General features: G+C 65.4%; 13 protein-coding genes. 5 read left to right on the top strand and 8 right to left on the bottom strand.

Annotation, left to right across the window (positions count from 1 at the left end):
* The first annotated feature begins 12 nt into the window (after positions 1 to 12).
* The 5 genes from tssL to Q1A53_RS05415 are packed head-to-tail and all read left to right on the top strand — an operon-like array spanning position 13 to position 7,317.
* Entirely contained in the window at positions 13 to 1,383 is a 1,371-nt protein-coding gene (gene tssL, locus Q1A53_RS05435) for a type VI secretion system protein TssL, long form (protein WP_299963757.1), read from the top strand.
* A 3-nt stretch (positions 1,384 to 1,386) separates the two neighbouring features.
* On the top strand, positions 1,387 to 4,956 hold the full coding sequence (gene tssM / locus Q1A53_RS05430) for a type VI secretion system membrane subunit TssM (protein WP_299963754.1): 3,570 nt from the start codon (positions 1,387 to 1,389) through the stop codon (positions 4,954 to 4,956).
* A complete protein-coding gene (gene tagF / locus Q1A53_RS05425; RefSeq protein WP_299963752.1) occupies positions 4,953 to 5,543 on the top strand; it encodes a type VI secretion system-associated protein TagF in 591 nt (196 codons plus the stop codon). The genes tssM and tagF overlap by 4 nt, the downstream gene beginning before the upstream one ends.
* 1 nt (position 5,544) lies before the next feature.
* Positions 5,545 to 6,270, top strand: a complete 726-nt coding sequence (locus tag Q1A53_RS05420; protein WP_299963750.1) for a protein phosphatase 2C domain-containing protein — start codon at positions 5,545 to 5,547, stop codon at positions 6,268 to 6,270.
* A 12-nt stretch (positions 6,271 to 6,282) separates the two neighbouring features.
* Positions 6,283 to 7,317 carry a hypothetical protein gene (locus tag Q1A53_RS05415; RefSeq protein ID WP_299963748.1) on the top strand — a complete coding sequence of 345 codons (1,035 nt, stop codon included), beginning with the start codon at positions 6,283 to 6,285 and terminating at the stop codon, positions 7,315 to 7,317.
* Between the two features lie 76 nt (positions 7,318 to 7,393).
* On the opposite strand, the gene Q1A53_RS05410 is transcribed toward Q1A53_RS05415, so the two are convergent.
* The 8 genes from Q1A53_RS05410 to Q1A53_RS05375 form a co-directional block, all read right to left on the bottom strand.
* Positions 7,394 to 8,071: a hypothetical protein gene (locus Q1A53_RS05410; RefSeq protein WP_299963746.1), complete on the bottom strand. Its 678-nt coding sequence runs from the start codon at positions 8,069 to 8,071 to the stop codon at positions 7,394 to 7,396.
* Positions 8,072 to 8,246: 175 nt separating this feature from the next.
* Positions 8,247 to 9,875: an FGGY-family carbohydrate kinase gene (locus Q1A53_RS05405; protein WP_299963743.1), complete on the bottom strand. Its 1,629-nt coding sequence runs from the start codon at positions 9,873 to 9,875 to the stop codon at positions 8,247 to 8,249.
* Positions 9,872 to 10,597, bottom strand: coding sequence for an SDR family oxidoreductase (locus tag Q1A53_RS05400; RefSeq protein ID WP_299963740.1), 726 nt, complete (start codon positions 10,595 to 10,597; stop codon positions 9,872 to 9,874). The genes Q1A53_RS05405 and Q1A53_RS05400 overlap by 4 nt, the downstream gene beginning before the upstream one ends.
* A gap of 10 nt (positions 10,598 to 10,607) precedes the next feature.
* Entirely contained in the window at positions 10,608 to 11,420 is an 813-nt protein-coding gene (locus tag Q1A53_RS05395; RefSeq protein ID WP_299963738.1) for a sugar phosphate isomerase/epimerase family protein, read from the bottom strand.
* Between the two features lie 32 nt (positions 11,421 to 11,452).
* Positions 11,453 to 12,220 carry a glucose 1-dehydrogenase gene (locus Q1A53_RS05390; protein ID WP_299963736.1) on the bottom strand — a complete coding sequence of 256 codons (768 nt, stop codon included), beginning with the start codon at positions 12,218 to 12,220 and terminating at the stop codon, positions 11,453 to 11,455.
* 3 nt (positions 12,221 to 12,223) lie between these two features.
* Complete coding sequence (locus Q1A53_RS05385) at positions 12,224 to 12,790, bottom strand: SIS domain-containing protein (RefSeq protein WP_299963733.1); 567 nt, start codon at positions 12,788 to 12,790, stop codon at positions 12,224 to 12,226.
* Positions 12,787 to 13,830: an NAD(P)-dependent alcohol dehydrogenase gene (locus Q1A53_RS05380; RefSeq protein WP_299963731.1), complete on the bottom strand. Its 1,044-nt coding sequence runs from the start codon at positions 13,828 to 13,830 to the stop codon at positions 12,787 to 12,789. The genes Q1A53_RS05385 and Q1A53_RS05380 overlap by 4 nt, the downstream gene beginning before the upstream one ends.
* Positions 13,831 to 14,811: a sugar-binding domain-containing protein gene (locus Q1A53_RS05375; RefSeq protein ID WP_299963729.1), complete on the bottom strand. Its 981-nt coding sequence runs from the start codon at positions 14,809 to 14,811 to the stop codon at positions 13,831 to 13,833. It lies immediately after the preceding gene.
* Positions 14,812 to 14,820: the final 9 nt, after the last annotated feature.

Genomic DNA, 14,820 nt, shown 5'->3' with positions numbered 1-14,820 from the left:
AGAGGTACGCGCATGACCCAGGATGACCCCTTTGCCGAGGCCACGGACACAGACAAGACCGTGATCCGCCTGAATCCCGGCGGCAGACTGCCTTCGCCGCCACCGGCGCCTGCCTTGGCCGTGCCCCCTGCCGATGCCGTGGTACCAGCCCGTGCCACGCCAGAACCCGCTTTGCCCGTTGCCGAAGGGCGCGCCGGGCTCAACCCGCTCTGCACTGCGGCGTCGCCGCTGTTGCAACTGGTGGGCCGGATCCGCAACCGTGCGCAGCACAGTGATCCCGCGCAGCTGCGCGGCGGTGTCATCGCCGAAATCCGCGCCTTTGAGCAGCGCGCCGCCGGGGCAGGCATCTCCGACCGCGACTGCAAGATCGCGCGCTACGCGCTGTGTGCCACGATCGACGATGTGGTGCTGAACACGCCCTGGGGCGGTGCCAGCCTCTGGGCACAGCAGAGCATGGTCGGCACCTTTCACAAGGAAACCCACGGGGGCGAGCGGTTTTACGATCTGCTGGACCGGCTGCAATCTGATCCGGGCGGCAACCGCGATCTGCTGGAGCTGCTCTATATGTGCCTTGCCCTCGGGTTCGAGGGCCGTCTGCGTATCGCCCCCCGCGGCGCCGAACAGCATCTGAGCCTGCGCGAAGGTCTCGCCCGCACCATCCGGGCGCAGCGCGGGCGGGCAGAGGCGGATCTGTCGCCGCGCTGGCAGGGGCTGAAGATCGCACAACGCGCACTCTCGATTTGGATGCCGGTCTGGCTCGTGGGCGGGGTGACACTCGCCGCGATCACGCTGGTTTTCTTTGTGTTGTCCTTTCTGCTCCGGCTCGACACCGAGCAGGTGCGCGGCCAGATCCTCGCGCTGGACCTCAACGGGCCGGTCACGCTGGCGCGGGCCGAACCTGCACCGCCTCCGCCGCCGCCACCTGCACCTCAGCCGCCGCGCGAGGATGCGCTGGACCGCATTACCGCATTTCTGGCACCGGAGATCGCACAAGAGCTGGTGAGTGTCGCAGGCGAGGCCAATACCGTGCGCATACGCATCAACGGCGAGGGCATGTTCGGCTCGGGCTCGGATGTGCTGCGCCCCGATATCCGGCCGCTGATCGACCGCGTGGCAGGCGCACTGGAGACTGAGAGCGGCCCCGTGATTGTCGCGGGTCATTCCGACAACGTGCCGATCAACACCGCGCGCTTTCCCTCGAACCTGTCGCTGTCCCTCGCCCGGGCCGAGGCCGTGATGGAGAAGATGGCCACCACGCTGAGCGCACCTGACCGGCTGACCGCCGAGGGCCGCGCCGACAGCGAGCCCATCGCCTCCAACGACACCGCGCAAGGCCGCGCGCAGAACCGCCGCATCGACGTCATTCTCATAAAGGCAAACTAACCCATGATCCGCCATTTCTTCTGGAACGTCCTTCTTTCACCCATCGGCATCGTGGCGCTGACGGCCACGCTGGTGCTGCTGCCGCTGTGGTACCTTGGCCCGCTGCTGGAGATCGCTGGCATCAGACCCTTCGACACGGTGCTCGACCGGCTCGCCGCGACCCTGGCGATCTTTGCCGCGGCGACCATCGCGGTGCTCATCATCCTGCTGACCCGCCGCACCCGGGAAAGCCAGATCACCCGGGCCATGGCACAGGAAGCCGAAGACGCACGCATCGAGGACAGCGCGATTGAGGCCGAACTGGGCGAGATCGGCACAAGGCTCCGGACGGCGCTGAAGACACTGCGCAAGAGCACAAAGGGGGGCTGGTTCGGCAAGGCCTACCTCTACCAGCTGCCGTGGTACGTCATGATCGGCCCGCCGGGCGCTGGCAAGACCACCGCCATCGCAAATTCCGGTCTGCAGTTTCCGCTGGCCGACAGCTTGGGTGCGGCCTCCGTCTCCGGTATCGGCGGGACGCGCAACTGCGAATGGTGGTTCACCGAGGGGGCCGTGCTGCTGGACACCGCGGGGCGCTACACCACCCAGGACAGCAACGCGGAGGCGGACGCACGCGCCTGGACAGGCTTTCTCGACATGCTCAGGAAAACCCGCAGCCGCCAGCCCATCAATGGTGCGCTGGTGGCGATCAGCCTGTCCGATCTGGCCCGGATGGACGAGGCGGAATGCGCCGAGCACGCCCGCGCCATCCGGCTGCGCCTGCAGGAATTGCGGACGCGGCTGGGGGTGCAGTTCCCCGTTTACGTGATGCTGACCAAAGCGGATCTGGTGGCCGGGTTTCAGGAATTCTTTGACCGTCTCGGCAGCCGAGAGCGTGAACAGGTCTGGGGCGTCACCCTGCCGCGGGACGCAACCACCGATGCCTTCCCCGGCGAATTCGACGCGCTGATCACCCGGCTGAGCGACCACAGCCTTGAACGGATGCAGACCGAGACCGATTTCCAGCGCCGCGCGCTGATCGCGGGCTTCCCTGCCCAGATGGCCAGCCTGCGGGATGTGGCTCAGCGCTTTCTGGAGGAGATCTTTCAGCACAGCCGCTATCACGATCCGCTGATGCTGCGTGGTGTCTATTTCACCTCCGGCACTCAGGAAGGCATGCCCGTTGACCGGCTGATGGCGGGCATGGCGGAGAGTTTCGGCATCGCGCGGCAGGCCATCGGCACCGGACAGGGGCAGGGGCGGAGCTTTTTCCTGACGCGGCTCATGACAGACGTGATCTTTGGCGAGGCTGGGTTGGTGTCGCGGAACGACGCGGCGCGGCGGCGTACCCGCTGGGCCACGCGCGGTGCCTTGGCGAGCGGAGTGCTCGCCTTCGGGCTGATGGCCGGGGTGCTGGTGAACAGCTTTGCGGGCAACCGGACCCTGCTGGCCGAGACGGGCCGCGAGATCGCACGCTTTCAGCTCATGACCGCCGAGATCCCACAACGCGAGATCGCTGATACCGACTTGTCGGACGTGGCGCAGGCGCTCAACATCCTGCGCGATCTGCCCGGCAACCCGGCCGCCACTGACGCTGAGCCGCCCCGCGCGCTGCAATACGGGCTCTATCAGGGCGATGTGATCGGCACGGAAACAGCGCAAAGCTACCGTGCAGCGCTCAACACCCTGATGTTGCCGAGGCTGGTGCTCCGGGTGGAGGAAGAGATCCGCGCGAACCTCACCGATAGTGATCTGCTTTTTGAGGCGCTCAAAACCTATATGATGCTGGGGCTGCAAGTGCCCATGGACAGCGCGCATGTCACCCGTTGGATGGCCGAGGACTGGGCCACGCTCCATGTCGGTCAGCCCGCGTTGCAAGCGGATCTCGCAGGTCATCTGGATGCCCTGCTTGGCCAGCCCATGCAGCAGATCGCCCTTGACGGGCGTCTGGTCGAACGCGCGCAGGCCGTTCTGTCCGAGACCCCCATATCGGAGCGGATCTACCGCAGCATCGTAACGTCCGATGCGGCGCAGGCGCTGCCGCCTTTCCGGATCACCGAAGCGGGCGGGCCTGCAGCATCCCGGGTGCTGATCCGGCCCTCGGGCAGGCCACTGAGCAGCGGGATCGAGGGGATCTACAGCCGGCGCGCGTTCTACGATGTCTTCTTGCCGCAAGTGCTGCTGGCAGGCGACCGGGCCGTGCGCGACAGCCAGATCCTTGGGGCCGCGGGTCAAACCCCCGACACGCCCGAGGCCCGCGCGCTGGTCAGCCGCGATGTGCTGGCGCTTTATGAGACCGACTATGTGAACCGCTACGACGCGCTTCTGGCCGACATCGACATTCTGCCCATGACCAGCCTCGCGCAGGCAACGGATGTGATCAACATCCTCTCGGGGCCGGTCTCGCCCCTGCGCAACCTGCTCGAAAGCGTGGCACAGGAAACCCGGCTGACCGTCCTGCCCACCGCCGATGCCATCACGGGCATCGCCGCGGGACAGGCGCAGGAATTCGCGATTGACGAGCTCGCAGGCAGCCTCAGCCTGGACGCGGAGGAGTTTTTCAACGCCGTGCGCGGGACGCTGGAGCAGATCCCCGATGAAAGCCCACCCCCGCCGGGCCAGTTCGTCGAGGACCGGTTCAGTGCAGTGCTGCGCCTTGCCGACCGCACCGAAGGTCCGGCGGAGCTTGACCGGATCATCGCGCTGATGGCGGAGGTGTATGACGCGCTCAACCGGCTGTCGCTGGGCCAGAACCTGAGCGATGCACTGCTCGACGGCACGCAGAGCGCGCCCGCCCGGCTGCAGGCGGAGATCGGGCGCATGCCCGCCCCCATGGACCGCTGGGCCAGGCAGGTTGTGCAAGCCTCTGCCGGGGCTGCCGTGGGCGGCGCACGGGCTGAGGTCAACGCCACGTGGCGACGCGAGGTGCTCCCCGTCTGCACGCGCGCCACACAGGCCCGCTATCCCTTTGATCCGACCGCACAGGCCGATACGACCTTGCAGGATTTCGGCCAGCTCTTCGGTCCTGCCGGGCTGATAGAGACGTTCTTTGACACGCATCTGGCGCGCTTTGTGGATACCACTCTGACCCCTTGGCAGCCGCGGCGCGTCAACGGGATCGACATCGGCCTGCCAACGGAGGTGATTGCGCAATTCCAACGTGCCGATGAGATCAAGAACAGCTTTTTCACCGCTCCGGGCCTACCCGATGTCGGCTTTGAGATCACGCCCGCGGCACTGGACCCGGAGGTAGCGCGCGTCACGCTGGAAACCGGCGGGCAAAGCGTCACTTACGCCCACGGCCCGCCACAGGCGAGCGCGCTCCGATGGCCCGGCACACCGGGCGCGCGCAGCCGGATCAGCTTTACGCCCGCGCAATCAGGGCTGCAGCGTGATCTCAGCCGGGACGGGCCCTGGGCGCTCTTTCGGCTGCTGGATACGGCGGAACTGCGGCGTACGACCGTCAGCGACCGCAGCCGCGTGGTCTTCAACATGGACGGGCAGATTGCCATCTTTCAGCTGCGCGCGGGATCATCGCTCGATCCCTTCACGCTGGACGCGCTCGGCAGTTTCAGCTGCCCGGCGACCCTGTGAGCACCGTGATGCGCATCGGGTATTACGGCAAGCTCCCGCTGGCGGGCGATTTCCTGAGGCGAGGGCTATCGGCTGAGTTCACCACGGCGTGGGATGGCTGGATGCTGAGAACGCTGGAGCGCGCGCAACAGGATGATGGCACCTGGCGTGCAGCCTATCTCTCCGCGCCCATCTGGCGATTCAGTCTCGCCCCCGGATTGCTCGGCCCGCGGGGGGCGATGGGCATCATGATCCCCAGTCATGACCGGGTCGGGCGGCTCTTTCCCTTCTGCATCGCGGCAGAGACCGATCTGCCACCGCTGTCAGCGCAGCTTGCGCTGCATCAGGTCGCGGCCCTTTGGGAGAGTGTGGCGCTGCATTTGATCGCCGAAACGGTATCACGGGCCACGCTGGAGGCGGAGATCGACCGGCTGCCTCGTCCCGTTCCGGTTCTGCATTTGGGGGCAGCGCCTTCGAGCGCGGGCTCCATCTGGGCGACAATGGCGCAGGGCGGCGCGCGCGTGATGCAGCTGCCCCAGATGCCCACAGCCCCCTGGCAAGCGGCAGCGCTGTTCGACACCACCACCCCCGAGCACCGGGATATCTGACATGATCACCGCCAAGACCAAAACTCGACGCTACAGCGCGCGCACTCACATCGGCCATGTCCGAACCGTCAACGAGGACGCGATCCTTGCGCTGCCCCAGCTAGGCCTTTGGGCCGTGGCGGACGGGATGGGCGGCTATGCGGGCGGAGACGTGGCTAGCCAGACGGTGATTGATGCACTGGCGGGCCTGCCCACAGACCTGACAGCCCCGGCGTTGCCGGACCGGATCCGGGCGGAGCTGCACGCCGCACATCACCGCATCCGGCACGAAGCAGCCCGGCACCGCGTCGCCACTATGGGCACCACCATCATCCTTCTGGCGTTGGCGGAGGATCATTTCCTCTGTCTCTGGGCCGGGGACAGTCGGCTCTACCGGCTGCGGCAGGGCAGGCTGGCCCAGATCAGCGAGGACCATTCCGTGGTGCAGGCCATGGTCGCCGCGGGTCAGATCAGCCGGACCGAGGCCGCCTGCCATCCGCAGCGCAACCAGATCACCCGGGCCATCGGCATCGGCACCGACCCGGGCGTGGAGAAACGGCGCGGCGCAGCTACGGCAGGGGATCGGTTCCTGCTGTGCTCGGACGGGCTGACGAGCCACGTTGATGACCTCGGGCTGGAACGGCTGATGCGTGAGACACCGATCGACAGCCTCGCCAACACTCTGATCAAACAAGCGCTGGCGGGCGGCGGGGCGGACAATGTCTCCGTCATCGCGGTCGAGGTCTGAGAGGAGACACCCATGGTCTGTTTTTGCAAAACCCCCGCTGCCACGATCCCCTCCCGGATCTCGCCGAGCTTTTCCATGGCGCTGCCGCAGGTCCCGCTGCAAATGCAGCTTGCCCTGGCCTTTCCCGCGATCACGCCCGAGAACCGGCTCGACATGGCCCTGAGCGCCTATCTGGGCAATCTGAACCTGCCGACGCTGTCGCTGCCCAGTGGGGGGCTCTTTCAGATTGCGCCGCAGCTCGCGTTGATCGCAGGGACATTCCCCTTGATGGATCTGCCAGCGCTGGAGCTGTCGTTGCAACAGATGGGCGATACGCTGGTCACAAACGTCTGGCCGCTCACCGGTTGGCTCGCCTCGCTCAAGCTCGGTCCACTGCTGAATTTCGCGCTGGCCGCGCGATTGGTGTTGGATCTGCGCGCACTCGGGATCGATGCCTTTGCGATGGATTACACCATGCCAGCGGTTCAATACCCCGGTCATCACTTCCGCATGTCGCTGCCACGACCACAGCTGCATATGGCGCGGATCCTGATGGGACTGCCGAGCCTCTTTTCGCTGACGGAGACCTTTCAACTGCCGACCCTGGGCGAGAACGGCTCCTTTCCCGGCATGATGAGCGCGCTGCAGGGGCTCGCGGGCATCAAGCCCCCGAAGTTGGGCATATCACTCCCACAGCTGAGCAAGCTGGCGCTCGTGCTGAACGCACTGGCGACGATCAAGCTGGCCTTTGGTGACATTGGTCTGTCGGGCGCAGGACTGGCCCCGATCCGCGCCATGATGCGGTTCTGGGGGGCGCTGCCCTTTCCCATGCCGCCGATGCCTGCGCTGGCGCTTCACGCCGATCTCGATGCGCTGCCCTCGCTCGATTCCGTCCAACTGGGGGCTTCGATGGCCACACCGGCGATGTTTGCGCCGATCATGGGCTTTTCCATGCCGCAAATCGGGTTCCTGCCGGTGGCCAACCTGATGCTGGGGCTGGGCGCGTCGTTGCAGATCGTGCTGGATATGGAACCGCTCGATGCCTGCAGCCTGTGCCCATTCTCCTAGGCTAAAGCGCCCGCAAACGGCAAAAGGCCCCGCACAAAACGGGGCCTTTCGGACCGAGCGCATCAAACGTCGCGGACTACATCATCTCGTCAACGAGCTTGTCATCCACCGCGAGCACCAGCTCAATGCCCTTCTTGCGGGTGTTCTTTGCCGCGGCCAGGATCTCTTTGGCCATGTCGATGGTCTTTTTGTTGGACGCGCCATGCTTGATGATTGACCCGCCAAGCAGTTTGAGATCTTTCTCTGATCCCTTGGGCAAAGCGAAGTTGCGGATGATGCCGGGCCATTTGACCGCATTCACCGCCTTGTCGTTCGCATTTGAGAACTTGGGGATGTCCTTGAAGGAACTCGTCAACTCGCTTTCAAAATCGGCAAAGCTCATGCCCCGGGGGATCTCGCCCGACCGTTCCATCGACGCATGCAGGCTCTGGCTGGCACGCTGCGCAGCGGTACCGCCGCTCTTCTTGAAGATGCTGGTCAGCTTCTTCAGATCGCCCGCGCGTTTCTTGAACGCGGCACCATAGCCAAAATACCCGTTCTTCTTCAGGAAAGCCTGGGCGGCTTTGGTGAAGGCGGCCATCTGCTTGTCATCAAAGATATCGAGGCCGTCGATCTCGGTCAGTGCAGCTTTGAGCCATTTCGCGGTATCGGTCTTTTTCCCGACCCGGCGCGCGTCCAGCGCATTTTCAAAGGCATCGTAAATCGTGATCTTACGCGATCCGATCACCTTGTCGGTCAGTTTGCATTTGTTCATGAAGTCCTGGATCTTTGGTACGTCACCTATGGCCATCTGGCATTCCTTTCAGTCAGGGTGTCTGTACTGGTAAGTCACCGGGACGTCGGAAATGGTTCGTTGGCAGATTACTTTTTCAGCATGTCGGGAACACCGGCGCTGCGCGTGCTGCATCGCGCATCGTTGGATCGGGACGTCAATCCGCGGCTGACGTGGAGAGCGTCTCACGCATCTGCTGATCTACCTTTTGAAGGTCCTCGAAGGCTTTGAACCGGGCGTCGTGAAACCGGGCCAGCGCCCCGGTCGCGGCCGTAAACCGCGTCTTGACCGACGACATCGCGGGCATGGCTGCCTCGATCGTCGGGTGGACACCACCCGCAACGGCGCCCAGCATGGCCGCGCCCAGCAAGACCGGCTCGGGCGAGGCGGTCTCGATCACATCCACCCCGCTGGCATCGGACAGCAACTGTTTGATGGTGGGGCTTTCGCCTGCACCGCCGCTGATGGCGATCACCTGGGGGCGCACGCCATATGTGCTTTGCACCTGCATGATCTGGCGCAGCCCGTAACAGACACCAAGGACCGCCGCCACGTATGTGCACAGCAGATCATCCATGTCCCGGGCGAGCGTCAGGCCCGACACAACCCCGGTTGCCGACGGATCCGCATAGGGCGCACGGTTGCCGAGGAAATCCGGCACGATCACCCGCGCGCCTGCCAGCCTTGCGGGCTCGCTGGGATCCGCTGCGCGGCGCTCCACCAGGCTGAGCAGGTAGGCTTGCAGCGACAGTCCCGCAGCCTCCGCCTGCACTGCAGCATCCGCCCCCGCGGGGTGGGTCTGCACCAGATGGGCAATCGCCTCGCCCGCGGCGGACTGCCCGCCTTCAGAGAGCCACATGCCCGGCACCATCGCCGAATAGTAGGGGCCCCAGACACCCGGCACCTTATGTGGCTGATCCGAGCTTGCCATGGTGCAGGCGGAGGTGCCGAAGACATAGGCCATGGTCGTGGCCGGACCGTTCGCCGGATCGGCCCCCACGGTGCCGACACCACCGGCATGGGCGTCGATCAGCCCTGCGGCCACGGGTGTGCCGGGGCGCAGACCCATCCGCTCCGCCGCCTGCGCGGTCAGCCCGTCTGCCAGCGCCGTCCCGGCGGGGACGACCCGTTGCCCGATGCGCGCGTAGGCTTCGGTTGCAAGCTCCGGCAGGCCGATCTCGTTGAAATAGCTGTCGTCCCACCGGTCTTCATGGGCGAGATAGGTCCACTTGCACGTCACCGTACAGGACGAGCGCGCCAGGGAGCCGGTGGCCGACCAGCTGAGGAAATCCGCAAGATCAAGAAACTGCCCGGCACCGGCAAAGGTTTGGGGCATGTTTTCCTTTAGCCACAAAAGCTTGGGCGTCTGCATCTCGGGCGAGATCCGGCCCCCGACAAATTCCAGGACCGCGTGGCCTGTGGCGTTGATCCGGTCGGCCTGTGCCGTTGCGCGCTGGTCCATCCAGACGATCACATTGCGCGCATCCTCCCCGGACGCGCTGACGGTCAGGGGCCGCATCTCGCCGTCCAACACCACCAGCGAGCAGGCGGCATCGAACCCGATCCCCTGCACATCGTCCGGCGCGATCCCGGCGTGCTGCACCGCGGTGCGGACGCAGGCGCAGACAGCCTCCCAGATGTTATCCGAGGACTGCTCGGCGATGTTGTCGGCCGCGCGCCACATGCGGATATCCTGCTTGTGGCTGGCAAGCAGGGTACCACTGTCGTCAAAGACCCCGGCGCGGGCGCTGCCCGTCCCCACATCGACCCCGATGAAACAGCTCACAGATCCACCGCATTCGGCAGAAGGACGAGATCGCGGATCGTCACGTTGCGCGGGCGCGTCAGCATGAAAACCACGCAATCCGCCACTTCCTCGGGTTGCATCAGGCTGCCTTCGGCGAGGGCCTGATCCATCTTTTCCTGCGGCCAGTCATCCAGCAGGGAGGTCACCACCGGCCCCGGCAGAATGGCACCGACGCGCACGCCTTTGTCCGACATCTGACGCCGCACCGTATGGGTAAAGGCCTGCACCGCGTGTTTGGAGGCGGTGTAAATCGGCTCCCACACCACCGGGACGACCCCGGCGACGGAGCTGGTGAGGATCACATCGCCCGACCCTTGTGCCGCCATATGCGGCAGGACCGCATGGACCGAGCGAAAGGCCGCATTGATGTTGAGGTTTAGCACCCGGTCCCAGACGTCCGGGTCGCCTTCCAGCACATCGCCGCCCACATAGGCGCCCGCATTTGCGAGAAAGGCATCGAGCCTGCCAGCTTGCTCAAGGATCTGCGGCAGCATCCGGGCGACGCTCTCGCGATCCGTCAGATCGGTGACCACGGGCACCGCCCCGGACCCCAGATCGGCGCAGGCCGCCTCCAATGCCGCCTGGTCCCTGTCGATCAGGACCACCGTGGCCCCGGCATCCCGCGCGGCCCGCGCGCAGGCCAGACCAATGCCCGCCGCCCCACCGGTGATGGCGACTACTTTTCCCGATAAATCCGCCATGTCGCCCCCTTCAGATCAACCCGTATTGCGCCGCCTTGCCGCGCAGGAACGGCAGGCCCTGTCCGATCACCGCCTCGGCACTGTCGGCCACCGGGCGCCAGACCGACAAGCCATGGGCGATCTCCGGCGGCATGTTGATAAAGCTCTCCATCGCGAGCCCACCGCGAAAATTGATGGCCGCCAGCGTGGCAAAGATCTCGTCCCAGTCGCAGGTACCCTGACCCGGTGTGCCGCGGTCTGATTCCGACAGGTGAATGTAGCGCAAATGCTCGCGGGCCGTGATGATCCCGTTGCCTGCGCCTTTCTCCTCGATGTTCATATGGTAGGTGTCAAGATGCAGAAAGAGGTTCTCCGAACCCACTCGCTCGATCATGGCCACCCCTTGCGCGGCGGTGTTGATCAGATGCGTCTCGTAGCGGTTCACGGGCTCGATCCCGAAGGCCACCCCGGCCTTGCCCGCGATCCCGGAGACGGCCTCCAACACGCGGGCCACATTGTCCAGTTCGGCCTGCGTCGGCGGTAGACCTGATCGCTCTCCGATGCCACCGTAGGTGACGCCTGTCAGTGCTTCAGCGCCGAGACCGGCGGCCTTCTCGACCGCCAGCGTCAGGAAATCAATGGCGCCGTCGGGGTTGCGGGAGGCCCAGACAGCCTCCGGCAGGCCCAGAGAGCAGACCGCGGGCAACTCCGCCTGCTCCAGCAGACGGCGGCCCAAGGCGGCATCGGTCGAGGCCGGGTCCAGCAGCGCGATCTCGATAAAGTCCATGCCGGAGGTTTTCGCGGCGGCAATGGCGCGTTCGGCACCTGCCGCATCCCAGCTCATGGTCCACATGCTGGTATGAACACCAAATCCCTTCATACGCTCGCGTACCCCCCTTCGATCATCATCACTGCCCCATTGACCAGATCGGACGCGGGCGACGCAAGGTAAAGCGCCATATCCGCGATCTCCACCGGCTCGCCGAAACGCCCCAGCGGGGTCCGCGCGATAAAGGGATCCTTCTTCTCCGGCGCAGACCACAACTGCTTGCCCATCTCGGTCAGCACAACCGTGGGGCAGATCGCGTTGACCTGCACATTGTGCGGTGCGGCTTCGGTCATCAGCGATTTGGTGAGCGCATTCAGCCCGCCTTTTGACGAGGCATAGGCGGCGTGATCCTGCAGCGCGATGACGCCGGTCTGAGAGGAGATGTTGATGATCTTGCCCTGTTTGCGCGCCATCATGCCGGGCAGCAGCGCGCGGGCCAGCACGAAGGGCGCTGTCAGGTTGACGGCGATCGTGCGCTGCCAATCGGCGATGTCGTAGTCCACCACGGGGCCGGTCAGCGCGATCCCGGCGGAGTTCACCAGAATATCGACGCGCCCCAGAGCCTCCAGCGCGCGGGCGGCGATCTGCTCCGTCTCGCCCGTATCAGCGAGATCGCCCGTCACAGGCACAAAGCGTCGACCAGCCGCGGTGACCCGCGCGCCCAGCTGTTCGAGCCGTCCGGCGTCCCGACCGTGACCAGCGATATCAGCGCCAGCTTCGGCAAAAACCTCCGCAATCGCGGTCCCGATGCCGGAGGAGGCACCGGTGATCAGGGCAGTCTTGCCGGTCAGGCTGAAACGATCCTGCCAGGCCATGCGCTACTCCAGATTGGTGTGGTTGGCGCGCATGGCATCCGGAGACACGCCAAGACGCTCCCGCAGATCCAGTACGAGGACCTCGAAGAAGAGAAACATCAGCGCCTCAAAGAGCGAGCCCATGGGCAGAACCGAGGTCGCCGCCGCGCCTTGGTCCGCCGCCATTGTCTGGGCGGGCAGGTGGATGACCAGATCGGCAGTGGTGGGGACGCTGCCGGAGGGCTCGGCGGTGATGCACATGATCTGTGCGCCACTCTGCCGGGCGATCCCGGCCAGCGCCGCGACTGTCCCGAACGCCCCCGGTCCGGCACTGACGAACAGAACATCGCCAGCGCTCACTGGCGGCGCAGTCATGTCGCCCACCACATGCGCATCGCAGCCCAGATGATAGAGCCGCATCGCCAGCGCCTTCATCATCAGTCCCTCGCGACCGACGCCGTGGCACAGGATGCGATTGCCCGCGGCAAGCGTCCTGGACAGCGTCTCGATCTGGGCCAGAACCTCTACCGAGAGACCGGGGCGCAGCTCTTCCAGCACCTGATCTGCAATTTTGTCCAACTCCACGGTCATGCCGTCCCCAGCTTGATCTGTATCTTCACATCCGTCGGGTGTGCCTCGACCGCACGGTCGAAGGCCGCGATACTGTCCTCGAAGGCGAAGGTTTCGGAGATCAGCGGCTTCAGATCCACCTTGCCGGACCCCAGCAAGGCAATCGCGCGGTCGTACATATTGGCGTAGCGGAAAACGGTTTCCATCCGCAATTCCTTGGACTGTGCCAGCACGATATCCACTGGCACGGGGTCCACAGGCATCCCGACCCAAACGACACAGCCCGCGGGGGCCGCGACCTCCAGTGCTGTCTGGATCGAGGCCTTAGCCCCGGCGCATTCAAAGACCACGTCCGCTCCCCATCCTTCGGTCGCCGCACGCAGAACGGCGGCGGGGTCATCGCGGGGGATGAGAATGGGTTCGATGTTGTCGTATTGTGCCGCCACCTGCAGTTTTTCCTCCACCAGATCGGCGACGTAGACCTTGGCGCAGCCACCGGCGAGTGCGGCGAGCGCCACCATGATCCCGATGGGTCCGGCACCGGTCACAAAGGCCACATCGCCGGGTTTGATCCGCGCGCGCGCCGCCGCCTGCATCCCGATGGCAAAGGGCTCCACCATGGCCCCTTCGGCAAAGCTCACATGATCGGGGAGGCGAAAGGTGAAGGCCGCGGGGTGCACCACCGATGGCGTCAGGCACCCGTGCACCGGCGGGGTCGCCCAAAAGCGCACCGACGGATCCACGTTATAGACGCCCAGCTTTGCGGCTTTGGAGCGGGTGTTGGGAATGCCCGGCTCCATGCAGACACGGTCGCCCACGGCGAGCCCGGTGACTGCCGTCCCGACCTCCGACACCACGCCCGCGGCCTCGTGGCCCAGCACCATGGGCTCCTCCACGACGAAGGGGCCTATCCTGCCATGGGTGTAGTAGTGCACGTCGCTGCCGCAAACGCCTACTGTGTCGATGTCGATCCGGACGTCCTCGGGTCCAAGCTCCGACGGCAGATCGATGTCACGGAGCGTGAGTTTACGGGTTTCTTCCAGTACCAGTGCCTTGGCCATTTACGCTCCTTTTTCATCGTTGAGCGCCAACAGGGCGCTCGCGGTAGTCTCTTCGGTCACGAGGGTATCGACAAACCCGCGGCTAAGGGCGGCAGCGATGATCGGGACCTTGTGCAGCCCGCCCGCCGCGAGGATCACGTTGTCGATGTGGGTCATATCATCCAGCGACATGCCGATGACGCGGTCGTTCAGCGGATGATCGACCAAGGCACCGTCCGCGGTCAGGATGTGCCCGGTGATGTCACCAACCCCGCCCCGTGCCGCGAGGTCCGCGGGGTCCACATCCGCAGGCAGCGCATCGCGCACCAGCAGAGAGCTTTCCAGATCACCGGTGGCAAGTGCTATCGCCTGACAGGAGCGGATCTTGGTCAGCATATCGCGGATCACGTCCTGTTCGGCAAAGACGGACCGGCTCTCCGCGCTACCCGCGTAAAGCGGTGCGGTGAAAAAACTGTGCTCCGCATTGCAGAGATCTGCGAGCCGGGTGGTGATCTCGTAGCCGTTGACGTCCGAGCCGCGGGAGACGCCGCCCATGATCGACACCACCTCCAGATCCGGGCGGTTGAGGGGCTGCATGTGCCGGGTGGCGAGGTTCAGCGTATTGCCCCAGGACATGCCAAAGCGGGTGATCGCGGGATCCTGTAGCAACTCGCCCAGGTGCGCGCCGAGGCCCGCGCTGACCAGCGGCGTGACGGAGGACGCATCGGCAGGGGCTGGGACCACCACCGCGCGCCGCAGACCGAATTGCCGCTCCAACTGCCACTCAAGCTCCGCAGCAGCGGCGAATACCGATTCCACACTCACCCGCAGGATGCCACGCCGCCGCGCCTCGCCCAGTGCCTTATTCACCCGCAGGCGGGTCACACCGAACCGGGTCGCGGCATCGGCCTGCGTCATGCCCTCGACCTCGCAGGCCCAGGAAAGCCGCACCAGCAGCTGCTCCTCCGCGTCGATCTGGTCTAGTTTTATGAGGCGTGACACCGGGGCTCC

It is taken from the genome of uncultured Roseobacter sp. (assembly GCF_947496515.1).
Lineage (GTDB): Bacteria > Pseudomonadota > Alphaproteobacteria > Rhodobacterales > Rhodobacteraceae > Roseobacter.
The sequence above is the reverse complement of the archived record's forward strand: the minus strand, read 5'-3'. Positions and strand labels throughout refer to the sequence as shown.